Annotated in this window: 21 protein-coding genes; 7 read left to right on the top strand and 14 right to left on the bottom strand. The window is 71.8% G+C overall.

Annotation, left to right across the window (positions count from 1 at the left end):
* The first annotated feature begins 34 nt into the window (after positions 1 to 34).
* Positions 35 to 1,225 (top strand): serine hydrolase domain-containing protein, encoded by a 1,191-nt coding sequence (locus ACFQQL_RS03365; protein WP_382391248.1) that lies wholly within the window; start codon positions 35 to 37, stop codon positions 1,223 to 1,225.
* On the opposite strand, the gene ACFQQL_RS03360 is transcribed toward ACFQQL_RS03365, so the two are convergent.
* Both ACFQQL_RS03360 and ACFQQL_RS03355 read right to left on the bottom strand, forming a co-directional pair.
* The gene (locus ACFQQL_RS03360) at positions 1,174 to 1,869 is read right to left on the bottom strand and encodes a FadR/GntR family transcriptional regulator (protein ID WP_382391246.1); all 696 of its coding nucleotides are present in this window, start codon (positions 1,867 to 1,869) and stop codon (positions 1,174 to 1,176) included. The genes ACFQQL_RS03365 and ACFQQL_RS03360 overlap by 52 nt on opposite strands.
* A 100-nt stretch (positions 1,870 to 1,969) precedes the next feature.
* Complete coding sequence (locus ACFQQL_RS03355) at positions 1,970 to 3,652, bottom strand: NAD(P)/FAD-dependent oxidoreductase (protein ID WP_382391244.1); 1,683 nt, start codon at positions 3,650 to 3,652, stop codon at positions 1,970 to 1,972.
* Between the two features lie 101 nt (positions 3,653 to 3,753).
* Here ACFQQL_RS03355 and ACFQQL_RS03350 point away from each other — a divergent pair, with 101 nt between their 5' ends.
* Positions 3,754 to 4,929, top strand: coding sequence for a pyridoxal phosphate-dependent aminotransferase (locus ACFQQL_RS03350; protein WP_382393768.1), 1,176 nt, complete (start codon positions 3,754 to 3,756; stop codon positions 4,927 to 4,929).
* Between the two features lie 12 nt (positions 4,930 to 4,941).
* Positions 4,942 to 5,718: a potassium channel family protein gene (locus ACFQQL_RS03345; protein ID WP_382391242.1), complete on the top strand. Its 777-nt coding sequence runs from the start codon at positions 4,942 to 4,944 to the stop codon at positions 5,716 to 5,718.
* 58 nt (positions 5,719 to 5,776) lie between these two features.
* On the opposite strand, the gene ACFQQL_RS03340 is transcribed toward ACFQQL_RS03345, so the two are convergent.
* Both ACFQQL_RS03340 and ACFQQL_RS03335 read right to left on the bottom strand, forming a co-directional pair.
* Positions 5,777 to 6,640, bottom strand: coding sequence for a GH25 family lysozyme (locus ACFQQL_RS03340; RefSeq protein ID WP_382391240.1), 864 nt, complete (start codon positions 6,638 to 6,640; stop codon positions 5,777 to 5,779).
* A 119-nt stretch (positions 6,641 to 6,759) separates the two neighbouring features.
* Positions 6,760 to 7,848 (bottom strand): DNA polymerase IV, encoded by a 1,089-nt coding sequence (locus tag ACFQQL_RS03335; RefSeq protein WP_382391238.1) that lies wholly within the window; start codon positions 7,846 to 7,848, stop codon positions 6,760 to 6,762.
* Between the two features lie 131 nt (positions 7,849 to 7,979).
* On the opposite strand from ACFQQL_RS03335, the gene aztD reads away from it, so the two are divergent.
* The gene (gene aztD, locus ACFQQL_RS03330; RefSeq protein ID WP_382391236.1) at positions 7,980 to 9,302 is read left to right on the top strand and encodes a zinc metallochaperone AztD; all 1,323 of its coding nucleotides are present in this window, start codon (positions 7,980 to 7,982) and stop codon (positions 9,300 to 9,302) included.
* A 315-nt stretch (positions 9,303 to 9,617) separates the two neighbouring features.
* Here the strand turns inward: aztD and ACFQQL_RS03325 are convergent, their stop codons facing one another.
* Positions 9,618 to 10,580 (bottom strand): zinc-binding dehydrogenase, encoded by a 963-nt coding sequence (locus tag ACFQQL_RS03325; RefSeq protein ID WP_382391234.1) that lies wholly within the window; start codon positions 10,578 to 10,580, stop codon positions 9,618 to 9,620.
* A 136-nt stretch (positions 10,581 to 10,716) separates the two neighbouring features.
* Here ACFQQL_RS03325 and ACFQQL_RS03320 point away from each other — a divergent pair, with 136 nt between their 5' ends.
* Positions 10,717 to 11,310, top strand: a complete 594-nt coding sequence (locus ACFQQL_RS03320) for a TetR/AcrR family transcriptional regulator (protein ID WP_382391232.1) — start codon at positions 10,717 to 10,719, stop codon at positions 11,308 to 11,310.
* Positions 11,311 to 11,326: 16 nt separating this feature from the next.
* Positions 11,327 to 12,208: an alpha/beta fold hydrolase gene (locus ACFQQL_RS03315; protein WP_382391230.1), complete on the top strand. Its 882-nt coding sequence runs from the start codon at positions 11,327 to 11,329 to the stop codon at positions 12,206 to 12,208.
* 133 nt (positions 12,209 to 12,341) lie between these two features.
* On the opposite strand, the gene ACFQQL_RS03310 is transcribed toward ACFQQL_RS03315, so the two are convergent.
* Complete coding sequence (locus tag ACFQQL_RS03310) at positions 12,342 to 13,613, bottom strand: lipase family protein (protein ID WP_382391228.1); 1,272 nt, start codon at positions 13,611 to 13,613, stop codon at positions 12,342 to 12,344.
* A 192-nt stretch (positions 13,614 to 13,805) separates the two neighbouring features.
* On the opposite strand from ACFQQL_RS03310, the gene ACFQQL_RS03305 reads away from it, so the two are divergent.
* Entirely contained in the window at positions 13,806 to 14,939 is a 1,134-nt protein-coding gene (locus ACFQQL_RS03305; RefSeq protein WP_382391226.1) for an MFS transporter, read from the top strand.
* Between the two features lie 29 nt (positions 14,940 to 14,968).
* Here the strand turns inward: ACFQQL_RS03305 and ACFQQL_RS03300 are convergent, their stop codons facing one another.
* The 8 genes from ACFQQL_RS03300 to ACFQQL_RS03265 form a co-directional block, all read right to left on the bottom strand.
* A complete protein-coding gene (locus ACFQQL_RS03300) occupies positions 14,969 to 15,736 on the bottom strand; it encodes a hypothetical protein (protein ID WP_382391224.1) in 768 nt (255 codons plus the stop codon).
* Between the two features lie 112 nt (positions 15,737 to 15,848).
* Positions 15,849 to 16,475: a DUF6318 family protein gene (locus ACFQQL_RS03295; protein WP_382391222.1), complete on the bottom strand. Its 627-nt coding sequence runs from the start codon at positions 16,473 to 16,475 to the stop codon at positions 15,849 to 15,851.
* Between the two features lie 257 nt (positions 16,476 to 16,732).
* On the bottom strand, positions 16,733 to 17,977 hold the full coding sequence (locus ACFQQL_RS03290) for an ROK family transcriptional regulator (RefSeq protein ID WP_382391220.1): 1,245 nt from the start codon (positions 17,975 to 17,977) through the stop codon (positions 16,733 to 16,735).
* The gene (locus tag ACFQQL_RS03285) at positions 17,977 to 18,930 is read right to left on the bottom strand and encodes an aldo/keto reductase (protein ID WP_382391218.1); all 954 of its coding nucleotides are present in this window, start codon (positions 18,928 to 18,930) and stop codon (positions 17,977 to 17,979) included. The genes ACFQQL_RS03290 and ACFQQL_RS03285 overlap by 1 nt, the downstream gene beginning before the upstream one ends.
* Positions 18,927 to 19,709, bottom strand: coding sequence for a VOC family protein (locus tag ACFQQL_RS03280; protein ID WP_382391216.1), 783 nt, complete (start codon positions 19,707 to 19,709; stop codon positions 18,927 to 18,929). Before ACFQQL_RS03280 ends, ACFQQL_RS03285 begins: the two co-directional genes overlap by 4 nt.
* A gap of 58 nt (positions 19,710 to 19,767) precedes the next feature.
* Positions 19,768 to 20,652, bottom strand: coding sequence for a carbohydrate ABC transporter permease (locus tag ACFQQL_RS03275; protein WP_382391214.1), 885 nt, complete (start codon positions 20,650 to 20,652; stop codon positions 19,768 to 19,770).
* Positions 20,649 to 21,584, bottom strand: a complete 936-nt coding sequence (locus ACFQQL_RS03270) for a carbohydrate ABC transporter permease (protein WP_382391212.1) — start codon at positions 21,582 to 21,584, stop codon at positions 20,649 to 20,651. The genes ACFQQL_RS03275 and ACFQQL_RS03270 overlap by 4 nt, the downstream gene beginning before the upstream one ends.
* A complete protein-coding gene (locus ACFQQL_RS03265) occupies positions 21,584 to 22,927 on the bottom strand; it encodes an ABC transporter substrate-binding protein (protein WP_382391210.1) in 1,344 nt (447 codons plus the stop codon). Before ACFQQL_RS03265 ends, ACFQQL_RS03270 begins: the two co-directional genes overlap by 1 nt.
* Positions 22,928 to 22,963: the final 36 nt, after the last annotated feature.

Raw genomic sequence — 22,963 nt, 5'->3', positions numbered from 1 at the left:
GGCGCCACGTCGCCGACCTCGGGAGCGCGGCCCCATGTCCACCTCCAGCGCCACGACGGTCGCCGACGCCGAGCTGCGCGAGGCGGTCGCGGCGCTGCTCGCGGAGGCGACCAGGACGGCACTTGCCCGTGTCCCGCAGGTGGCGCCGACGCGGGCCGGGACGCCAGGTGCGCAGGCGCTGGTCGCGCACCGCGGGCGGGTGGTCGCCCATGCGTGGGACGGCCACGCCGTGCTGCACGACCCCGACGGCGGCCTGCTGCCGGTGGCGCAGCGCGAGCCGGTCACGGCGCGGACCCGGTGGGACATCGCGTCGCTGACGAAGCTCCTCACCGCGACGACGGCACTCGTCCAGCACGACGCCGGCACCATCGACCTGGACGCGCCGGTCGTCGAGCACCTGCCCGCCTTCGCCGGCGACGGCGAGCCCGAGCGCCGGGCGGTCACCGTCCGGCACCTCCTCACCCACACCGCGGGCCTGCCCCCCGTCACGGCGCTCTGGGAGGTCCCACCCGCTCGCAGGGCAGGCCGTGTGCTGACCGAGCCGATCACCGCCCGGCCGGGCCGCCGCCACGTCTACTCGTGCGTCGGCCACCTGGTGCTCGGGCTGCTGCTGACCGAGGTCACCGGGCGCGACCTCCCCTCGCTCGTCGGGGCGACCGTCACCGGCCCGCTCGGGATGGCGAGCACGAGCTGGACACCGGCGCCGGGCGCGCCCGTGGCCGCCACCGAGTACCAGGACCAGCCACCCCGGGGCCTGGTCCGCGGCGAGGTGCACGACGAGACCGCCTGGGCTCTCGGCGGGGCGGGGAACGCCGGCGCGTTCTCCACCGCCGAGGACCTGCTCCGGCTCGCCGAGGAGGTACGCACCGGTGCCGGAGGTCTGCTGCGACCGGAGAGCCGCGCCCTGCTGCGCACCGGGACGCTCCCGGCCGAGGAGGCGCGCCGCGTCGGCTTCGACCAGGCCGTGGGACTGCGCGTGGGTGGTCGCGGTCCGGCCGTGACGGGCGGGCCGGAGCTGCTGTGGCACGCGGGCTTCACCGGGACGCTGCTGGCCGTGGACCTGGACCGCGACACCGTCGTGGTGCTGCTGACGAACCGCGTGCACCCGCGCCGCCGGGCCTTCGACGTCGACCCGCTCCGGCGGGCGCTGGTCACGGCCGCGCAGGGCTGGGCTCAGGGCAGGACGAACTCGGCCCGCACCCGCGCCACGAGCATCCGCGAGTAGACCTCGGCGGCCTCCGGCAGTCGCTCCCCGATCGCCCGCGCCGTCGTCTCGTGGTGATCCAGGACCTCCGCCACGGGGATCTTCGGGGACAGGCCGAGCCGGGTGCGTCCCACCATGACGGCCTCGACCACGCGGTCCAGCGCCGCCAGCATCTCGTTGCCGCTGGCACGCAGCAGGGTCTGGTGGAAGTCGACGTCGGTCTGCAGGTACTCGTCCGTCTGTCCCAGTCCCTGCTCACCGAGGTCGCGGAGCCGGCGTGCCAGGACCTTGAGCCGCGCGCGGTCCTCGTCGGTGGCGTGGACCGCGGCAGAACGGGCCGCCGTCGGCTCCACCGCGACCCGCAGGTCCAGCAGCGACCGCAGCTGGGCGTCCCGCCCTGGCCCGGCCAGCCGCCACTCGATGACCTGCGGGCTGAGGACGTTCCACCGCGCCGCGTCGGCCACGATGAGGCCGACACGGCGACGGGCCTCGACCATGCCGAGCGACTCGAGGAGCCGCATCGCCTCGCGCGCCACCGTCCGTGAGACGCCGAACTCCCGCTCCAGGCCAGCGAGGTTCACGACGCTCCCGGCCGGGAGCTCACCACCGGCGACCCGGCGCCCGAGCGTGTCGGCCACGTGCCGGTGCAGCGAGCTGGACGCCATGGCTGTTCCTCCCCCTCGCTGCGTCGTCGAAGCCGCGCCTCCGGCCGGGTCGGTCTCGGACTCTACGCCAGGGACGCCGACGTCCCCGCGTCGAGCCCTCTCACGACGCCGCGCCGGCCGACTCGCGCAGGCCGGCGAGCCAGCGGTGGACGAGCGGGACCACGGAGGCGCCTTCCCCGCTGGCCGCCGCGACCCGCTTCATCGAGCCGGACCGCACGTCGCCGACGGCGAAGACCCCGGGAACCGTGGTGGCGAGGTCGGACGGTGGCAGGCCGTCCATCCAGGCCGTCCGCGGCACGTCCCGACCCGTGAGGACGAAGCCCTGGTCGTCCATCGCGATCGAGCCCGGAAGCCAGCGGCACTGCGGCTCGGCGCCCAGCAGCAGGAACAGCCCGCCGGCGTCGACGGTGGTGCGCTCACCGGTGCGGCCGTCCTCCAGCGTGAGCCACTCCAGCGCGTCCTCGCCACCGCCATCCACGACGGTGGCGGGGGCGTGCACGGTGATCGACGGCGTGGTGGCGATCTCACCGATGAGGTAGGAGGACATGGTCTGCTCGAGGGCCGCCCGACGGGCCACGACCCGGACGCTGCGGGCGAAGCGGGAGAGGTGCACGGCGGCCTGGCCGGCCGAGTTCCCGCCACCGACGACGACCACGTCGCGGCCCTCCATCTCCCGGGCGGCGGTCAGCGCGGCGCCGTAGTGCACGCCGGTGCCGACGCGCGCCTCCAGGGCCTGGACGCCCAGGCGCCGGTATCGGGCGCCGCAGGCGATCACCACCGCCCGGCCGCGCACGTCGCCGCCCTCGGTGCGCACGACGTGCGGTGTTCCTGGCTCCAGGCGTGTCACGGGCCAGCCGGTGAAGAACTGGGCGCCGAACCGGAGGGCCTGATTGCGGGCCCGCGCGGCGAGCCGCATCCCGGAGATGCCGCGGGGGAAGCCGAGGTAGTTCCGGATCATCGAGCTGGTCCCGGCCTGCCCCCCGATCGCGCTCTCCTCGAGCACCACGGTCGAGAGTCCCTCGGAGCAGGCGTACACGGCAGCGGCCAGGCCGGCCGGTCCGGCCCCGACGACGACCAGGTCGACGACGCCGGGCACGGACGGCTCGTCGGGCGTGCCGTAGATGGACCGGGCGACGTCGGCGACCGAGCGGGCCTCGACGGGGTCCCGCACGACCGACCACACGAGCGGGTACTCGGCGTCCGGCGGGAACCTCTCCCGCACGATGCGACCGACCTCGCTGTCGGGGTGGTAGGTCCGGCTCGGCATCCCCATCCGGTCGAAGAAGTCGCGGATCTCCAGGGTGAGCGCCGTCGTCGCCGGCGTGACGATCTTCGCGGTGACCGCCTCCGGCTCCGGGACGGTGGAGCCCCAGTCGGAGAGCAGGTCGGTGATCGCGCTGTGGAACTCCTCGTCGCGGGGGCCGCGCGGCAGCAGGAGGTACGCGTCGTACTTCCCGTTCGCCATCGGGGCGCGCAGCGCGGGCGCGTCGCGCAGGAACCGCTCGATCGGGGTGACGATCGCCCGCCTGGCGGTGGGCACGACGGCACGCCACTCCTTGAAGGCGGCGAGGACGTGGGCGTCCGGCAGCTCGGAGTCGCTGACGAAGAGGGCCACCTGGGTGCCGGCGTCGCGCAGCTGCCTCGTGCGCTCGAGGGCCTCGGCGCTGGAGGTGGCGGGGTGCAGCTCGTAGTCACGGTCATAGCGGCAGAACTCGTCGACGAGGTGCTGCGCGTGCTCCCCGGAGACGAGGACGATCGCCGGCCGGCGGCCGCGACTGTTCACACCCGTGATCGTAGGGCTGGCGGTCCGGAGGCGGTACGGGATTGCGTGGTTGCGAGACGCGCGCGTGACGCGCCTGCCCTAGCATCCGGGCCGTGCCCACCATGGCCTCACACATCGCCTCCATGCCCGGCTCGGGCATCCGCCGCGTCACCGAGCTCGCCTGGTCCACGCCCGGCGCAGTGGTGCTGAGCCTCGGCGAGCCGGACATGCCGACCCCGCGACACGTCCTCGACGCGGCCGTCGACGCGCTGGACCGCGACGACACCCGCTACACGCCCAACGGCGGGATCCCCGCGCTGCGGGCGGCCCTGGCGCGGCGGCTGCGGACGGCGCACGGGGTCGAGGTACCTCCGGAGCGGGTGTGGGTCACGGCCGGCGGCGCACAAGCCCTGCACCTCGCCCTGACGCTGACGTTGCACGCCGGTGACGAGGTGCTCGTGCCGGACCCCGGGTACTCGACCTTCCCGATGGTCACGCACGTGCTGCAGGGCGTCCCGGTCCCGTACCGTCTGCTGCCCGCTCACGGCTTCGTGCCGGACCCGGAGGCGATCGAGGCGCAGATCGGTCCGCGCACCCGGGTGCTGCTGCTGAACTCGCCGTCGAACCCGCTGGGCACCGTCCTGGACGAGGCGGTCGTGGCGGGTCTGGTGGACCTCGCCCGGCGCCATGACCTGTGGATCGTCTCGGACGAGTGCTACGAGGCCTTCACCTACGACGTGCCGCACGTGCCGGCGGCGCGGTTCGACACCGACGGCCGCGTCATCACGCTGCACACGTTCTCCAAGACCTATGCGATGACCGGGATGCGGGTGGGTGCGCTGGTGGTGCCGGACGCGCTGGTGCCGAGAATGGCTGCGGTCCAGGAGTCGATCGTCAGCTGCGTGAACAGCCCGGCCCAGTACGCCGCACTGGCCGCGCTGGAGGGGCCGCAGGACACCGTCGAGGAGGCCGCCCGGACGTACCGGCACCACCGCGACCTCGCCACCGAGCTGCTCGACGCCGCGGGGATTCCGTGGCTGCCGGCGCGGGGCGGGATCTATCTGTGGGCGGACGTCCGCCACCTCTGCGGCGACGACGTCGAGGCCTGGGCGGCCCGGCTCGTCACCGACCACGGGGTCGCCCTGGCGCCGGGGTCCGCGTTCGGGCCCGGCGGCGAGGGGTGGGTGCGGATCTCGCTCGCGGCCGGGGCCGAGGACCTCCGGGTCGGGCTCGGACGCATCCCGCGTGGACGACGCGCACCTCACCACCGCGGTTCCGACCGCGAACCGCTCTGCTGAGATAGTCGGGGCATGGACGCAGAACGGACCGAGAGCACCACGCGGCCCGAGGAGCCCGCCGTGAGCAGGGTCGAGCAGTGGGAGAACCGCACCGAGTGGTGGCTCGCCGCCGCGGCGCTGCTCTTCCTCGGCGCCTACGCACTGCCCATCATCGATCCCGGCATCCCCCCGTGGCTGGGCAACGCCTGCACGGTGGTGGCGGCGCTGGTCTGGGTCCTCTTCGCGGGCGACCTCGCGATGCGCCTCTACCTCGCGGAGAACCGCCGCCGCTATCTGCGCGAGCACCTGTTCGACGTCGCGATCATCGTGCTCCCGCTGCTGCGGCCGCTCCAGCTGCTCCGGCTCGTGACCCTGCTGACGATCCTCAACCGTGCCGGCTCGCACCAGCTGCGCGGCCGCGTGGTCACCTACCTCGCCGGCGGGACGATCCTGCTCGTCCTGTGCGGTGGTCTGGCGATGACGGACGCGGAGCGAGGCCACCCCGACGCGTCCATCCAGTCCGTGGCGGACGGCCTGTGGTGGGCAGTCGTGACCATGACGACGGTGGGTTACGGGGACATGTACCCGGTGACGACGATGGGCCGGTACATCGCGCTGGCCCTCATGCTCGGCGGCATCGCGCTGCTCGGTGTCGTCACCGCGACGTTCGCGTCCTGGCTCGTGGAGAAGGTCTCCGAGGCGAACGAGGAGGAAGAGGTCGCCACCCGCCGGCAGGTCGAGCAGCTCCGGGCCGAGATGCGGGCTCTGCGCGAGGAGCTGCAGCGCTCGAGCGGACAGCCGGGGCGCTGACGGCGGCGCCGTGCGCCGTCGTCAGCGCCTCTCGGGCTCGTCGGCACCCGCTCGCGGCCTACCCGTTGTTGGCCAGGGCGAGCAGGCGCTCGCGGGTGCCGTTGAAGACGTTGCGGTCGACGTCGCCGCTCACGCCCGCCACGGACCCGGTGCTGGTGTACTGCCACGCCGTCCACACGGAGAAGCCCGGGGGGATGTTGGGTCCGTCGGCGTCGATCCAGTTCGCCACCCACAGCGGGCTTCGGGAGGCCATCCCGTCCCAGCCGCCGGTGCAGTCCCGCCAGAAGGACGGCGAGGTGTAGATGATGGCGTCCCGGCCGGTCAGCTCCTTGTAGGTGGTGTGGAAGTCGAGGATCCAGTTGCGCAGCTGCGACTGGGTCATGTCGTAGCACTGCTCGCCGGACGGGTTGGCCTCGATGTCGAGCACCCCGGGCAGGGTCAGGTCGTCGGCCGACCACGCGCCGCCGTTGGAGGCGAAGAAGCTCGCCTGGGCGGCGCCGCTGGACTGCGCGGGCCGGGCGAAGTGGTAGGCACCGCGGATGACGCCGGCCTCGTGGGCCTCGATGTAGTTGTCGGCGAACTGCGGGTCGGTGTAGCTGTCGGCCTCGGTCGCCTTGATCCAGGCGAACTCGATGCCGGCGTCCCGCACCGACTGCCAGTCGACGTCGCCCTGCCAGTGGGAGACGTCGATGCCCTGCGGCCCGCTGGGAGTCGCCGTCGCGGAGAACCCGGCAGCACGGGGCTGCTGCTCGCCGCGGACGCCGACGCCCATCTGGCCCTCGCCCAGGTCGTCGCCGGCCACGTCCTCGTCCGGCTGGGAGGTGGCGGCCGTCTGGCCGGCCACGGCGAGCATCGCCGCGAGCACCGCCGTCGCGGCGACTCGGGCAGCCCGTCGGGTACGCGTGCGGATGGATGACTGCATCGGGGCCTCCTCACCTTGTGCGGGCGTGGGCGACCCCTCGGCGGCTGCCCCGTCCGTCTTGGTCGGTAGACGGTACCTGTCCGATACCCGGTCCTGACAAGAGGTGCCGGCGGGCCGGTTCAGATCCGGCCGCGGACCGGTGTCCGCTCGGCGGGATCACCATCCTCCGGCATGACAAGCTCGGCGCGGACGCCCAGAAGTCGGACCTCGCGCCCGGGCTCGAGCCGGTGAGCGAGCGCGAGGGCGGCCGCGACGATCTCCTCGCGGTCCGCCGTCGGCGCGGGCAGCTTCTTGCCGATCGTCCTGGTGACGAACGGGGCGTAGCGGACCTTCAGGTGCACCCGGAACGCGGGCCGGCCCTCGGCCGCGACGTCGGCATGGACCGCGACGGCGAGCGCGCGCACCGCCTCCTCGACCTGGTCCGGCGTGGTGAGGTTCTGCTGGTAGGTGGTCTCCCGGCTGTGCGACCGCGCGACCCACGGCGAGTCGTCGACCACGGCCGGGCCGAGACCGTGGCCGAGCTCGGCGTACCAGGCACCCATCCGGGGCCCGAACTCGCCGACCAGGTCGTCGACCGGTGCGGCCGCGAGCTGCTCGACGGTCTCGATGCCGAGTCCCTTCAGCCGCTGGGAGACCTTCGACCCGACGCCCCACAGCGCCCGGGTGGGACGCTCCCCCATCACCTCGAACCAGTTCTCCGCCGTCAGCCGGAACGTGCCACGCGGCTTGCCGAACTCGGTGGCGATCTTCGCCCGGACCTTGTTGTCGCCGATACCGACCGAGCAGTGCAGCGCGCTCGCCCGCAGCACGGAGGACTGGACGGTGCGGGCGAGCGCCTCGGGGTCCTCGGTGGTGGCACCGAGGAACGCCTCGTCCCAGCCCAGAACCTCGACGACGACGCCGTCCACGGACCGCAGCGCCGCCATCACGCGCTCGGAGGCCGCCTCGTACGCGGCCGCGTCCACCGGGAGGAAGACGGCGTCCTCCGGGGCCTTCCGGGCGGCGAGGCGCAGGGGCATCCCGGAGCGGACGCCGTACTCGCGGGCCTCGTAGGACGCGGTGGAGACCACCGCGCGCTCGGTGGGATCCCCGCGGCCACCGACGATGACCGGCAGGCCGGCGAGCTCGGGCCGCCGCAGCACCTCGACGGCGGCGATGAACTGGTCGAGGTCGACGTGCAGCACCCAGGGCCGGGGCGCGGAGCCCATGACGGGAGTCTGTCGGGCCTGGACCGGCTTGGCCACACCTCACCCTTGACGATAACGATTCTCAGTCTCTAATGTTCGTCGCACCGCGCGGCCTCGACCCACCCACACCCCGCCTGAGGAGTCCACCCACGATGACGCTGACCCGCCGGCTGCCCACCCTCGCCGCCTCGTTCGCCGCCCTGCTCGTCCTGTCCGCCTGCGGCCAGGCCGCCACCGGCCCGAGCGGGTCGGACGAGAGCACGACCGAGCCCGAGGGCCAGGGCTCCTCCACCGCGCAGTCCGAGGCCGTCGAGGTCGACACGCTCGATCCGCGCCTGGTCCTGACCTACGAGGGCGGCGTCATGACCCTCGACACCGGGTCCGGTGAGGTGATCGACGACGCCCCGCTCGAGGGGTACCTACGCGTCAACCAGGCCGGCGACGGCCGGCACGTCCTCGTGACGACCACGGAGGGGTTCCGGGTCTACGACACCGGGCTCGAGGCGCAGGAGCACGGCGATCACCACCACTACTACGCCTCCGACCCGCGCCTGACCGACCTCGTGCTGCCCGCCGACCACGGCGGCCACGTCGTCAGCCACGACGGCACCACCGCGCTCTTCGCCGACGGCAGCGGCGAGGTCACGCTCTTCGACCCGGCCGAGCTGACGGACGGGGAGCCACGGACCGAGAGCTGGACCGCGCCGGAGCCTCACCACGGCGTCGCCGTACCGCTCTCGGACGACAGCATGGCCGTCTCCGTGGGCAACGAGGAGGCGGCCACGGGCGCCGCGCTGATCGGTCCCGACGGCGAGGAGGCCGCCGCCACCGACCGGTGCCCCGGCCTGCACGGTGAGGCCACGGCCGAGGACGAGGCCATCGTCTTCGGCTGCGAGGACGGCCCGGTGATCCTGCGGGACGGCGAGTTCACGAAGGTCGACGTCGAGGAGGACTACGCCCGCAGCGGCAACCTCTCCGGCGACCACGACTCCCCGATCGTCCTCGGCGACTACAAGGTCGACCCCGACGCCGAGCTCGAGCGGCCGGAGCGCATCGCGCTCATCGACACCCGGGACGCGAGCCTCGAGCTCGTCGACCTCGGCGCCAGCTACTCCTTCCGCTCCATCGCACGCGGACCGGAGGGCGAGGCGCTCGTGCTCACCACCGACGGCTCGCTGCGCGTGATCGACGAGGAGTCCGGCGAGGAGGTTCGCAGCATCGACGTCGTCGAGCCGTGGGAGGAGCCCGTCGAGTGGCAGCAGGCTCGCCCGGCCATCCATGTCGCGGACGGCATCGCCTACGTGACCGAGCCGGCGAGCAGCCAGGTCCACGCCGTCGACCTCGCCTCCGGTGAGGTCGTGCGCAGCTACGACCTGCCGCACGCCCCGGACGAGATCACCTCGGGGACCGGCTTCCCGGCCGGGGCCGAGGAGCACGGTGAGCACGACCACGGCGAGGAGCACGAGGACCACTGAGCTGCGGCGGTACGGCGCCGCATCGGGGCTGTCGACCCGGCCAGGGGCCGGCCGGGTCGGCAGCCCCACCTTCGTCCGGCGGTACCGGCGCCCGGCCCGCTCACGAGCCCGCGGGGGTTCTTCTTCGCACAGCCGACCGGCCAGGTGCGCTCGGCGATCCCGGCATGCCGGGAACCGGACCGATGTTGCACCCGGCATGACCGGCTACGGGCACCCCCTCACCGGCACCTCAAGCACGAGTACGACCCGGAGAACGTCTCGGCACGAGCTTCCCGATCCCGACGGCGGACTGAGCCTGCGCGCACGCCCATCGCGTCAGACGAAGAGCAACGACTTGCCCACCGTGGTGCGCTCGGCGAGCGAGGCGTGCGCGTCCGCCGCGCGCTCGAGCGGGAAGGTCGCGCCGATCACCGGCCGGATCCGCCCCTGCGCGACGAGATCGAGCGCCGTCGACAACAGCTCGCGGACCTCCGCCTTGCCGGGCATGCCCTCGAGGGCGTTCGTCACCCGGATGCGCCGTCGACGGGCGACGTCGGGGTCGATCTCGGTGAAGCCGTCGGAGGTGCCGTACGTGACGAACCGTCCGCCGTCGGCGACCGTCTCGAACACCTGCAGTCCCAGCGGTCCGCCCGCACCGTCGAAGGCGACGTCGACGCCGCGGCCGCCGAGCGACGCGCGGACCCGGTCCGGCCAGCCGGGCTCGGAGTAGTCAGCGCCGTGACGCGCGCCGAGTTCGCGCGCCAGGGCGAGCTTGCCGTCCCCGCGCGCGGCGGCGACGAGCTGCGCCCCGGCATCGTGCGCGAGCTGGACGACCAAGGAGCCCGCGCCGCCGGCGGCCGCGGCCACGAGGACCCGCTCACCCCGGGCGATCGCACCGGCCCGGAGCAGCACGAGCGCTGTGACGCCGTCGTGGACGAGCGCCGCCGCCTCGGCCGACCCCACGCCGCCGGGCACCGCGACGATGTCCTCCACCGTGGTGACGACCTTCTCGGCGTATCCGGCCGAGCAGCGGGCGGCCACGCGGCGGCCCACCCAGCCGGGGTCCACACCCTCCCCGACGGCGACCACCCAGCCCGCGCCGCCACCACCCGGGACGTAGGGCGGCTCGACGGGGAAGTACTCGCCTCCCCAGCCCTGCCGCAGCATGGTGTCGAGGTAGATGACGTCGGCGGCCTCGACGTCGATGAGGACCTCGCCGGGTCCGGCCTCGGGCGCAGGCAGGTCCGCGGGCCGGAGCACCTCGGGACCACCGAACTCGTTCACCTGGATCGCGCGCATCGCGTGCCTCTCGTCGTCTCGAAACCGTCGCGCTCGGCACGTTATGACCTCAAGCTTGATTGAGGTCCAGTCGCGAGCCGCAGTAGGGCACAGCACAACCCTTCCGCGACCAGAACGACCGTGCTATTTTTGCCCGGTGACCGCGACCAAGGGCGAGGCCACGCGGCTGACGATCCTCCACCACGGCGTCGAGGCGGCCTACCGGGTGGGCCTCGGCGGGTTGACCATCGGCGAGCTGGCGCGCACCACAGGCCTGAGCAAGTCCGGCCTGTTCGCCCATTTCCGGTCCAAGGAGGCGCTGCAGCTCGCGGTCCTCGCGCAGGCCCGCGAGGAGTTTGTCGACTTCGTGCTCCGGCCCGCACTGGCCGCCCCGCGCGGTGAGCCGCGCGTGCGCACGCTGTTCGAGCGGTGGCTCGAGTGCGGCCGGACGCGCATGCCGGGCGGCTGCCTCTTCGTCAAGGCGGCGACCGAGTTCGAGGGGCAGGCCGGGGCGGTCCGGGAGCAGCTCGTCCAGGACCACCGCGACATGTACGACTCCGTCGCGCAGATCGTCCGGAGCGGCGTGACGGAAGGACACTTCCGCGCCGACACCGACCCCGACCAGTTCGCCTTCGACCTGGACGGCATCATGCTCGTCGCCTACCAGTGGAACCGGCTGGTGGGCGACTCCGCCGCGCCCGACCGGGCGCATCGCAGCTTCGAGGCGCTGCTCGACTCCGTTCGCACCTGACGAGAGGCACGATCCCATGACCGCGAGCCAGACCCGCACCCGAAAAAGCACGACCGTTCGTTCTACTGACGTTCGCCTCACCGCCACCCGTGCGGCCTTCGCAGTGCTCGAGCGCACCGCGCCCGGGCCGGCGTCGCGGTGGGCGTTCGACCTGTGGTGCACGCTGCCGGGCAACAGCGGTCGGCGTCGCGACGAGCGACCCGCCGGGGGGACGGTCTCGACGACCGACGTCGACGGCGTCGGGGTGAGCGTGGAGACCTGGGGTGAGGGTCCCGCGATCTACCTGGTGCACGGCTGGGGCGGGTGGCGCGGCCAGCTCGGCCGCTTCGTCGAGCCGTTCGTGGCGGCCGGCCGGAAGGTCGTCGCGTTCGACGCGCCCAGCCATGGCACCTCCGAGCCGGGCTCACTCGGCAAGGGCCGCGGCAACGGCCTGGAGCTCGCCCGCTCGCTCGCCGTCGTCTCCGCCCAGCACGGCCACCCGACGGCGGTGGTCGCCCACTCCTTCGGCTGCGCGACCACCGCCCTCGCGATCCGGGACGGGCTCGCCGTCGACCGGCTCGTGGCTGTCGCCCCGAGCGTGGACCCACTGTTGTACGTCGACGCCGTCTGCGGCACCTTCGGCGTCGGCCCGCGCACCAGGGAGGCCATGCTCGGGCGGGTCTCGCGGTTCGCCCGCCGGCCGCTGAGCGACTTCGACCCCTCCGCCCTGACCGGCGAGCTGCCCGCGGCGCTGGTGGTGCACGACCGGCAGGACAAGGAGGTTCCGTACACGGAGGGTGAGCGACTGGCGGCCGCATGGCCGGGCGCCGAGCTCGTGACGACCGAGGGGCTTGGCCACCAGCGGATCCTGCGGGACGAGGGCGTGATCCACCGGGTCGTCGACTTCGCCACGCGGTGAGGGCCGGCCGCGTTCGTTGCTCGCTCGGCCTGTTGAGTCGATCCCTCAGGAACAACCTGAGAAACCTCCTCGACAGGCCTCGGCAGGCCCGGCAGGCCCGACCGCGAGCCGCGACCGCTGATCCGGGCCGCAGCTACGAGCAGGTGGACTCGGCCGGCGCCCCGTCGAACCGGTCGGCGAACCAGCCGGGCAGCTGCTCGGCCGCCACCGGCACACCGGAGCCGTGGTCCCGTCCGGGCATCTCCCGGTAGTCGACGCTGACGCCCGCGGCGCACATGTCGTCGCGCGTGCGGACGGTCATCTCCGGCGGCGTCGTCGTGTCCTCCAGGCCCTGGAAGACCACGAAGGGCACATCGCTCATCGTGGCGTAGTCGAAGTCCTGCGCGTCGGTCATCGCGTTCCACCACGGGCCGCCCTCGGCCATCGCGTCCGGCTGGTACGGGTCGGTGAGGTCGGCACCGGTGGACCAGATGTCCCAGCAGCCGGCGGCCATCGACGGGAACTCCGTGAGTCCTTCGACGGTGAGGAAGTCGGCGTAGTCGAGCTCCGGGTAGGCCGCCTTGATCCCGGGCAGGGTGGAGATCACGTAGCCGGCGAACTCGTCGTAGGTCATCGACCGGGCGGTGAGGTCACGGATGTGCGTCGCGGGGCCAATCATCGCGGAGCCGCGGATGTCCAGCTCGGGCGCGTACGTCCGCGCGATCTGCGTGGCCCACAGGGTCGTCTGCCCACCCTGCGACCAGCCGTACATGCTGACCTCGTCGCCGAGTCGTAGGCGCGGCAGGCTCCGCGCGGCCCGGACGACGTCGAGCGACGCCCGCGCATTGGGCTCACCGGCCATGTAGTAGGCCGGGCCTGCGAGGCCGAGTCCCGGATAGTCGCTGGCGACGACGGCGTACCCGTCCTCGAGGAGCTCCCCCAGGGCCGGCACGCGGGGGAAGTCGGCGCTGCCGTGGTCCCGCCGCGAGGGCGCGCAGGCGTCGGCGTTTCCGGCGGTCTCGTGGTTCCAGAGCACGACCGGGACCTCGCCGCCGCGCCGGGCGTTCGGGACGTAGATCTCACCGGAGACGTAGGCGAGCTGGCCCTCGGCGATCTCCGAGACGTAGATGACGTTCCAGCCGCGGGCACCGCGCGGGGCGTCGTCGCGCGGCTGCACCCAGTAGATGTCGCCCGGCTCGGACCCCTCCTCGACCTCGTTCGGCACGGTGTCCCAGAAGGACGAGCCCTCCGGCCCCTCCTCGACGTGACCCAACGACGGGCCGCCGTGGCCGTGACCGTGTCCACGACCGCCGTCCCGATGGCCCTCGGCCAACGCACCGGTCATGCCGACCGTGCCGAGCAGGCTGCCCATCGCGAGGAGCAGCACGATTCGCTTGCACCGTTGCCAGACGTCCGTCACTGTCATCAACTCCCTTGTCGACTCGCGGCGATGATGGCAGTGGCCCTGGTGAGCGTCAATGGTTGAGACCGCCAACGACCGGGCCTCAAGGCGGGCTCGGTACGGCCCTGTCGTCATGGGGTTGCCATCGGCGCATGCCGCGGACCCGACCGATGGACGCCCCGCGCGGGCCCTGAAGACTCGCGGCACCATGGCCGGGTGAACGCCCGCGATCGAGACGATGGCCCGGTCGCCGTCTCGGCTGCGGTCTTCTCCATCACCATCGGCGTCCAGGGCGTCGCGTTCCCGCTGCTGGCGCTCGACGCCGGGTACAGCCCGACGGCGGTCGGCGTCCTGGTGGCCCTGGCGGCCGTGGCGCAGTTCCTCATCCGTCTCGCTATGGGGCCGATGCTGCGACGCATCTCGGACAAATGGTTCGTGGTGGCGTCGGGCATCCTCATGGCACTGACGTGCGTGCTCATGGTGCTCTCGACGCATCTGGCGGTGCTCGTCGTCGCGCAGGTCACGCACGGCCTGGCCCGCGCGTTCTTCTGGACCGGGATCCAGACCCACGTGGTGCGCGAGGGGCGCTCGTCGGTTCGGGGGTTCTCGATCATCAATGGCGCCTCGGTGGTCGGCTCCCTCCTCGGCCCGGCGGTCGCCGGGTGGCTCTCAGGTGAGACGGTGGTCCCGGCCCTGCTGGTCGCGACGGCGGCGGGGGTGGTCACCGCGCTCGTCGCCGTACTGCTGCGGTACTTCCCGCCGTTCCCGCCCCGCGAGCCCGGGGTCGGTTACCGCGAGCGGCTGTTCGCCCAGCCCGGGTTCGTCGCCGGTGGTGTCGCAACGACGTCTGCCGGCAGCTGGCGCGGCATCCTCACCTCGTACGTGCCCGTGGTGCTGAGCGAGGCCGGCCACTCCTCGTCCGCGGTGGGCCTGCTGTCCGCGGCGGCGAACGGCGCGGTGGTCTTCGGCAGCTGGTTGTCCGCCACGCTGGGCCGCCGCTCGAGCAAGCGAGCCCTCATCGGCTCCACGCTGGCCGCCGGCGTTACCACCGGGGTGCTCGGCGCCGTCGCCGGCAACACGGTGGCGGCACTGATCATGCTCGTGCTCTCGGGTGCGGCGGCCGGGCTGCTGCAAGTGCTCGGCAGTGCGGTGGCGGTCGACGGCGTGGCCGAGGTCGACAAGGGCGACGCCGTGGCGACCCTGGGCAACTTCCGTTCGGCCGGGATGTTTGCCGGCCCGGCATTGATGGCCGGCGCGGTCGCGGTCATGCCCGTCGCGGCCGCCTTCGCCGTGGCCGGCGGCCTGTTCGTCGCGCTGGCGCCGCTGGGCTGGGGAAAGCGCCGGGGTTGAGGCGTCTCTCGGCGCGGGGATGGCCGGACCTAGGCCCGGTCTCCCGCGACGAGCGAGGTGTCGTACTGCCGGACCTCGAACGGGTCCGTGGTCTGCGTCGTCGTAGCAACCCCGGCGACCGGCTGCCAAGGTCCCCCGGCGACGGAGAACTCCCCCACCCACTGGGTGGTCAGAGTGATCTGACGCGTCACCGCCGGACCGCCCTCATCGGTGGCGTCGGTGTAGGTGTGGTGGACCGTGTGGTTCGGGTACGGCGCCCCAGGGTCGTCGGTCGTGAACACCGTCCCGTCGCCGTAATCCCAGGTGTAGTCCAACGGCACCGCGTGCACCCGGACCGGAGTGCCGAGCAGCTCGATGTCGAACGTCTGCTCGGCCGCGCCGGTGTAAGCGATCGTCTCGATGTTGACCATGACCCAGCCGCGATCCGGCTGGACCGTCAGCCCACCTGGATCGATCGGCAACCGCGCGAAGTCCTCTGCGGTCACCACGACAGGCTCGGGCTCGGGCTCGGGCTCCTCAGCTTCCGGTTCCGGCTCCGGCTCCGGGATCTCGGCAAGCTCGCTCGCGATCTGCGGACCACCGTCACGCCCGCCGGTGCACAGCCCAACGTGCATCATCCCGAGACTGCCAGGGCGACCAGACAGCTCAGTACACAGCGCATTCGGGTCAAGCTCCTCGGACACAATGTCGCCACTGCCTGCCGGCTCCGAGGCGGGCGGCGACCCTACCCCGTCAGATTCGGATTGATCGGCATACTGCTGGATTGTTTGCGTTTGCCTGTCGAGCAGATCAATCACCACGTCATCTCCGACGTCACGGATACCAGCAGCCGGCGTATCGGCAGCGGCTACGGACGGTAGAAGCAAACAAGCGGCGACTGCCAACGTGGCAACCGCAGCCGCATTCTGCTTAGTTCCCACCCTCGACCTCTTCAGAACTGAGGACTTCCACGCCGCGGATAATCCAACGCCCGTCTTCGTACTGAAGCGCCATCACCATGACGTGACGTACGGCAGGGAGAACCTCTGGTTCGGCCTCGTCTGGGGAATAATGTTCGGACACGCCCTCAACAATGTGTGCGTCGACGCCGAAGTAGGGAGAGCTATCAGTTGGCGCCGTACCGGAAGTACGCTCAATCGTCATCTCACCACCTTCGATGTGGCCGCCCGACGAGTACCGACTTTCGGTATTCTCTGCGATGTTGCTGCAGAAATTGCATTCTGGGTCGGACATCTCGCGCCACGCGCTCAGATCCCCGGTCGCCCGCGAGTACGTGTAGAGCTCGAGGAAGTACTCCGCCGCCGCGATCGCGCCGCCTACGTCCTCGACCTCGATGCGGCTGTCTGGTGTCGGGCTCTCCGGAGCCGACGGCGTCTCCTCGGGCGTCGGACTCCCGGTCTGTGTCGCACTCTCCGTCTCGCTCGGTGTCTCCGTCGGCTCCCCGCTTGCCCCATCGCACGCCGCCAGACCCGCCACCACGAGCGCAGCAGCACCCACGGCTGCAAGTCGGCGCCGACCGGAGACCCCCTGCGTCATGGCAGAAGACCATAACGGCCGCCCCGTCCTCGGACCAGAGTCGATGCTCACCTGTGGACAGTGGCCCTGTCGACTAACCCTGAACGGCGAGCATCACGGGACATCTACGCACACGCGGCGCAAGCGCGCCGCATCGTGACCTGTCCGCATGTTCCGCGAGCTGGGGCTCGGGAAAGACGCCGAACTCCGTCGCGACCTCATCGCTGCCTGAACGCTGCGTCTTGCGGGACTCTGACGGCGCACTCGGTCGTCGAGAACTATCCCGAGCGGGTACTTCCACGTCCGTCGCTCGGGCCTCCCACCGTCGTCGCCAGGTCCTTCCTGATCGACAACGTCGCCGCGCCGACGGCCGCGGCCGCCAGACCCAGCTGGGACATCTCGATCGTCACCCGGCTCACCTCACGGAGGAAGGACAGCTTCGAGACGGCGGTCCGCGCCGCCTCGAGATAGATCGGACCGGCGTCGGCAAAGCCTCGGCCGGCGAACATCACGCGGTCGAGGTCCAGAGTGTTCACCGTCGAGAGCACCGCGGCGGCAACGTACCTGGCCGAGTCCTCGACGATCTCCCGGCACTGGGCGTCGCCCGCCATCGCGGCCCTCGCGACCTTGGCGAACTCGTCCCTGACCGCTCCGCCGTCGCCACTGAGCTGGAGCGCGCGGGCGACTCCGGGCAGCTCCCGCGCCCGCTCCACCACCCGCCGCGGTCCCGCGACAGCTTCGAGGCAACCCTGCGAGCCGCACCAGCAGTCGGGCCCGTCGACGTCGAGCACCAGGTGGCCGATCTCGCCGGCGTTGTGCGAGGACCCCCGGTACACCTGCCCGCCGAGCAACATCCCGAGTCCGAACCCGGTGGCCATGTACAGGCACGCCATGTTGCTGGTCGCGGGCACCCGGCCCACCCAGAACTCGCCCACCACCGCTGAGACGTAGTCGTGCTCCAGGGTGACCGGCAACCCCGTGACCTCGGCGAGCTCCGGCTCGACGGCGAACTTCTCCCAGTCACTCGTCAGCCGCTGCGAGCGCAGACGGCGCCGGATCGGGTCGTGCCGGCCGGGCAGCGCCAGACCTATGCCCGCCACCTCCGTCCGGCTCACGCCGGCGTCGGCGAGCATGCCCGCGATCTCCTCACCCATGCTCCGCACCGCATCCGGCGGGCGCTCCTTCCCGAGCCCGCGGCCGGACCGGCTCGCCAACCGCTCACCGACCAGGTTGATGAGCACGTAGTCGACCTGGTCCACGTCCACCGCCACGCCGACCTCGAGCCGGCCGTCGCCACGCAGCTGCAGCAGGGTGCGCGGCTTGCCACCGGTCGAGCTCGCCTGGCCCACCTCGACGAGCAGGTTCCGCTCCAGCAGGCGCTTGACGATGCGCGAGATGGACGCCTCGGTCAGCCCCGACTTCTCGGCGAGCTCGGTACGGCTGATCGCACCCGAGGACCGGACGAGGTCGACGACGGCGCCCGCGGTGTCGGCGGCCGAGCGTTGGCGGAACCGCTGAGACATCAAGCCGCGTCGAGCCAGAGCTCGGACGGTGGGCAGAGCGCCTCCGCCCGGTCCCAGAACTCCTGGGGCAGGTCGGCCGCCGCGGCCTCCATCAGGCCGGGAAGGCGTTCCGGCCTGGTGATGCCGACGATCGTCGAGGACACCCGGGCATCACGGAGCGAGAACTGCAGCGCCGCCGTCGCCAGGTCCGTGCCGTACTCGGCGCACAGCTCACGCAGCGCCCGGATCGCGTCCACCACGGGCGCCTTGGCAGGGCGGTAGCCGTAGGTCTCCACCGGTCCATCCTGACGCGCGAGCGCCCCACCTCCGTACACCGCCGCGTTGAGCACGCCGAGACCTCGCTCCACCGCCTGGTCGATGATCGCGTCCGCACTGCGGTCCACCAGGGTGTTCCGGTTGTGCACGAGCAGCACGTCGAAGACGTCGAGCTCGAGATAGCGCCGCATCACGCGCACGTCCCCGCCGGCGAGCCCGATACTCCCGACCTCCCCCGCCTCGCGCATCGCGACCAGCGTCTCGACCGCTCCGCCGGGCGCCGTCATCATCGCGAAGTCGTGGAACTCGGGGTCGTGCAGGTGCACCAGCGGCAGCTCGTCGATCCCCAGCCGCTCGCGGCTCTCGGCCACCGACGCGCGCACCCGGGCACCGGAGTAGTCGCCGTCGCGCGGGTCGACCTTCGTGGCGACGAGGAAGTCGGCGGGCAGGCCACCGGCGGCCGCGATCCCCGCGCCGATGCGTCGCTCCGACTCACCGTCGCTGTAGCCGTTCGCCGTGTCGAGGAACCGGATCGGACTGGCCAGCACCTCCTGCACCAACCGGACGGCCCGTTCCGCGGGCACCTCACCGAACATGGCCGGCATCCCGCCGAGCGGGCCACCGCCCACGCAGACGGCAGTGACCTCCAGCCCCGTCCGGCCGAGCGGCCGGAGCCAGCCGTCGCCGCCGGGCGTCACGGCTCCACCGCGACGACGAGACTGTCGGAGTCGACGTTCAGCGGCACGCCGTCGGCCGGCGCCCCGACCGGCGTGAACCCGTCCAGCCCGTCCAGCGGTCTGTCGAGCACCACGGCCTGGAACCCGGGGACGCCGACCTGGGCGTCGCGGCCGTGGGTCCCGGACTCGTAGGTGAAGATCTCCAGGATCGTCGGGACGGAGGAGTGCAGGAAGAGGATGTTGAACCCGCGCGGGTCCTTCGTCTGGGCGATGGTGCCCACCGGCGCGAACCCGAGCGGCTCGTAGCGCGCCGCGATCGCATCGGCGTCCGCCGCCGTCACCGCCACGTGGTCGAACCGCGGGCGCTCCGGGACGCCGAGCGCCCGTTCCGCGGCCGCGCCCCGCTCGTCGAGGACGGCGGTGTACTTCAGGTCGCCCTCGACGAGCTCCAGCAGCGTGCCGTCGGGGTCGTAGAAGAACGTGATCCGGACACCGCCGGTCGCGTCGATCGGGTCCATGTGGAACGGCACGTCGGCCGCCTTCAGGCGCTCGACCATCGGGTCCACCGCGGCCACCTTGAACCCGATGTGGCGGAACCCGCGCTGGGTGTCGTCCTTCTCCCACGACGACGGCTCACCACCCGGCGACACCCGCACGAGTCGCAGCGTCGCTGTGACCAGGTCCAGCTCGGCACGCTCGGAGGTCACCTCCCCCACCGGCTCGGCGGCCAGGAACTCGCGGTAGAACTCGACCGACCTGGCCACGTCGACGGTGTTCACGACGACCGACTTCACAGACACAGGGACACCCTTCGTTGGTTGGACTCCGTACTCGTGCGACTTGTGCGGCTCATGCGGCCTACTCCTTCACCGCGCCCATGGTCATCCCCGCCACGAACTGCTTCTGCATCCTCACGTACACCAGGACCACCGGCACGATCGAGAGCACCAGACCCGCGGTCAGCATCGGCCAGTCGGTCTGGTACTGGCCGATCAGCGTGAACAGCACGGGCTGGAGGGGCAGGCGCTCGGGACTCTGCAGCACGGTGTTGGCGTACAGGAACTCGTTCCAGGTGGACAGGAACTGGAAGATCACCACGGTGGCGATCCCCGGCTTGGTGAGCGGGAGGTAGATGCGCCAGAAGATCTGGAACTCGCTCGCGCCGTCGATCCGGGCGGCCTGGGCGAGCTCGATCGGCACCGTCGAGAAGAACGCCCGCATGAGGAACATGGCGAACGGCACGCCGCCGGAGACGTACAGGAGCAGCAGCCCTTCTCGGGTGTCGAGGAGGCCGATGTCGCGCAGCTGGAGGTAGAGCGGCAGGATCAGCGCCGTCGCCGGCATCATCAGCGTGCTCAGCAGCACGAGGTAGATGACGTTCCGCCCCGGGAACCGCAGACGCGCGAACGCGTACCCGCTCAACGAGGCCAGCGCCACCACGAAGACCACCGTGAGCACCGACAGCACGAGCGAGGTCAGGAAGTGGCTCGGGAAGTTCGTCGCCTCCCACACCGCTCCGTAGGCGTCGAAGGTGATCGACTCCGGGAAGAACGTCCCGGAGAACACGGAGTTGCGGGTCCGGAGCGAGGTGAGGACCAGCCACAGGAACGGGAAGCCGACAAGGATCGCCAGGACCGACAGGACGAAGCCCGTCCACAGCGGCGGTCGGCGACGTCGTCCGCCCGTGCTCTCGGGGGTGCCGCGCCGCCCCACACGCGCTTCCCGGGTGGCCGCCGCGCTCACCGGTCCGCCCTCCGGGTGAGCGCCATCTGCACCACGACCGCGACGGTGCACAACGCCATGACGAGCACACTGATCGCCGAGGCGTACCCGAACTGTGGGATCGAGCCGGCGGTGGAACCGAACGCGAGGTTGTACAGGTAGGTGCCGAGGACGTCGGTGGCGTGGTTCGGGCCGCCGCCGGTCAGTACGAAGACCAGGTCGAACGTCTTGAACCCGTTGATGAGGCTGAGGCTGACCACCAGTGCGGTGATGGTTCGCAGGGAAGGGACGGTGACGAACCAGAACTTCTGCCGGGCGTTGGCTCCGTCGACCTCCGCCGCCTCGTACAGGGTCGGATCGATGCCCTGCAGACCGGCGAAGTAGATGAGGACGTTGAGCCCGAGCGACTGCCACAGCGCGACGGCGATCAGCGCCACCATCGCCGTCGAGCGCTCGGCGAGCCAGGCCGTGGCGAGGCCGTCCAGCCCGACGGCGCGCAGCACCTGGTTCAACGTGCCGAGGTTGGGATCGAGCAGCAGTCGCCACACGACCCCGGTGACCACGAAGGAGATGACGGCGGGGATGAACAGGATCGTGCGGACGAGCACGGCGAACCGTGGCCAGGTCGTGTTGATGACGACGGCGACCAGCAGCGCGACGACCGTCTGCAGCACCGTGGTGGCCAGGGTGAACAGCAGGATGTTGACGAAGCTCTGCCGGGCCACCGAGTCACCGATCATCCGGGTGAAGTTGTCGAGGCCGACGAACTGCGCCTCGCCGAACCCGGACCACTCGGTGAGGCTCAGGTAGATCGTGCGCAGGATGGGGTAGCCGACGAACGCGGCGAACAGCACCACGGTCGGCACGATCATGAGCAGGCCGGTTCGACGCTCCGACCGGTGGATGGGCGACCGCCAGCCGGTGCGGTTCACCCGCACGTCTGCCGCGGACATCAGCCCCGGGCCTGCTCCACGGCGCGCTGCATCGCAGTCGCTGTCTCCTCCGGCGTCGCGCCCTGCTCGAGGACCGCCGTGAGCGGGTCGAGCGCGGCGGCGGATCCTGACCCGAACGGGATGTGCGGGACGCCGTCGCCGTCGAGCAGCCACTGCGTCATCAGCTGCATCTCCTCGTTCTCGATCTGCTCTGCGGCGGACTGCGTCGAGGGCATCGAGTTGGAGTTGTTCATGGTCTGCGCGTACTGGTCCGGCTGGTAGATGAACCGCAGGAACTCCAGCGCCGCCTCCTTCGCCGGACTCTCGGCGGCCACGCCGAGCGCCGCACCGGCCTGGTTCGCGGTCCAGTGCCGCGCTCCCGGGCTGTAGGCGGGGATCCGCATGATCCGGTACTTGTCGACGAACTCCGGGGAGGCGCTCTGCACGAATCCCTGGGGGTTCCAGGAGCCGGAGTAGAACATCGCTGCCCCCTCCGTGTAGAAGAGCTGGCTCGCCTGGTCACCGATCGTCGCCGCCGCACCGTCCTGGAAGACGCCTTCGTCGGAGAGCCGCTTGAACAGCGTGAGCGCCTCGACGACGGCCGGGTCCTCGTAGGTGACGCCGTCCAGGTTGTCCAGGCGGATGTAGAACTCGGGGTCGTCGGTCACCTGGGCGAGCATCGGCAGGAACAGATCCCCCGCGGAGGTGGCCGGGCTGGCGGCGAACGCCATGGGCGTGGTCCCGCTCTCCCGCAAGAGCTGTGCCGCGGCGATCAGGTCGTCCCAGGTCTCCGGTTCGTCCTGGACGCCCGCGGCCTCCATGAGGTCCGGGTTGTAGAACACGCCGAAGGTCTGTGCCATCCAGCCGACGGCGTACTGGGCGCCGTCGAGCTGGAACGCGCTGTTCGTGGAGGGGAAGAAGTCCGCCATGAACTCGGCGCCGAGCTCGGCGTTGAGGTCGGCCGAGATGCCGTTGCGGCCGTACTCGAGCGCACGCACGTGCGGACCGAAGATCTCAGGGACGTCACCCGCCGTGACAGCCGCCTGCAGCGCCGGCAGGTACTGGTCGGCGTTGCCGAAGGTGCGGATCTCGACGGTGATCCCGTCGTTCGCCGCCTCGAACTCCTGCTTCAGGCGTGGCCATTCGTCGACCTGTTCCTGGTACCAGGTCCAGACGCGGACGGTGGAATCGTTGCCACCACCGCCGCCTGCACCGCCGCCGTTGCCACCACCACCGCCGCCGGCGCTGGTGGAGTCGCACGCGGCGAGGATCGGCGCGGCACCGGCTACGGCCGCCCCTAGCGCGCCGAGGCGGAGGGCGCCGCGCCGGCTCAGGTCCGGGTTCGTGCGAGTGGGCTTGGTCATCTCGGACATCGCATCTCTCCATTGAGCGGGGCCGGC

It is taken from the genome of Georgenia alba (assembly GCF_042665525.1).
Taxonomy (GTDB): Bacteria; Actinomycetota; Actinomycetes; order Actinomycetales; family Actinomycetaceae; genus Allobogoriella; species Allobogoriella alba.
The sequence above is the reverse complement of the archived record's forward strand: the minus strand, read 5'-3'. Positions and strand labels throughout refer to the sequence as shown.

Excerpts from the sequence above, each read along its gene's own strand:
- ACFQQL_RS03365 (WP_382391248.1), top strand. The coding sequence starts at position 35 with ATGTCCACCTCCAGCGCCACGACGGTCGCCGACGCCGAGCTGCGCGAG.
- ACFQQL_RS03360 (WP_382391246.1), bottom strand. The coding sequence starts at position 1,869 with ATGGCGTCCAGCTCGCTGCACCGGCACGTGGCCGACACGCTCGGGCGC.
- ACFQQL_RS03350 (WP_382393768.1), top strand. The coding sequence starts at position 3,754 with ATGGCCTCACACATCGCCTCCATGCCCGGCTCGGGCATCCGCCGCGTC.
- ACFQQL_RS03345 (WP_382391242.1), top strand. The coding sequence starts at position 4,942 with ATGGACGCAGAACGGACCGAGAGCACCACGCGGCCCGAGGAGCCCGCC.
- ACFQQL_RS03340 (WP_382391240.1), bottom strand. The coding sequence starts at position 6,640 with ATGCAGTCATCCATCCGCACGCGTACCCGACGGGCTGCCCGAGTCGCC.
- ACFQQL_RS03335 (WP_382391238.1), bottom strand. The coding sequence starts at position 7,848 with ATGGGCTCCGCGCCCCGGCCCTGGGTGCTGCACGTCGACCTCGACCAG.
- aztD (WP_382391236.1), top strand. The coding sequence starts at position 7,980 with ATGACGCTGACCCGCCGGCTGCCCACCCTCGCCGCCTCGTTCGCCGCC.
- ACFQQL_RS03325 (WP_382391234.1), bottom strand. The coding sequence starts at position 10,580 with ATGCGCGCGATCCAGGTGAACGAGTTCGGTGGTCCCGAGGTGCTCCGG.
- ACFQQL_RS03315 (WP_382391230.1), top strand. The coding sequence starts at position 11,327 with ATGACCGCGAGCCAGACCCGCACCCGAAAAAGCACGACCGTTCGTTCT.
- ACFQQL_RS03310 (WP_382391228.1), bottom strand. The coding sequence starts at position 13,613 with ATGACAGTGACGGACGTCTGGCAACGGTGCAAGCGAATCGTGCTGCTC.
- ACFQQL_RS03295 (WP_382391222.1), bottom strand. The coding sequence starts at position 16,475 with ATGACGCAGGGGGTCTCCGGTCGGCGCCGACTTGCAGCCGTGGGTGCT.
- ACFQQL_RS03290 (WP_382391220.1), bottom strand. The coding sequence starts at position 17,977 with ATGTCTCAGCGGTTCCGCCAACGCTCGGCCGCCGACACCGCGGGCGCC.
- ACFQQL_RS03270 (WP_382391212.1), bottom strand. The coding sequence starts at position 21,584 with ATGTCCGCGGCAGACGTGCGGGTGAACCGCACCGGCTGGCGGTCGCCC.
- ACFQQL_RS03265 (WP_382391210.1), bottom strand. The coding sequence starts at position 22,927 with ATGACCAAGCCCACTCGCACGAACCCGGACCTGAGCCGGCGCGGCGCC.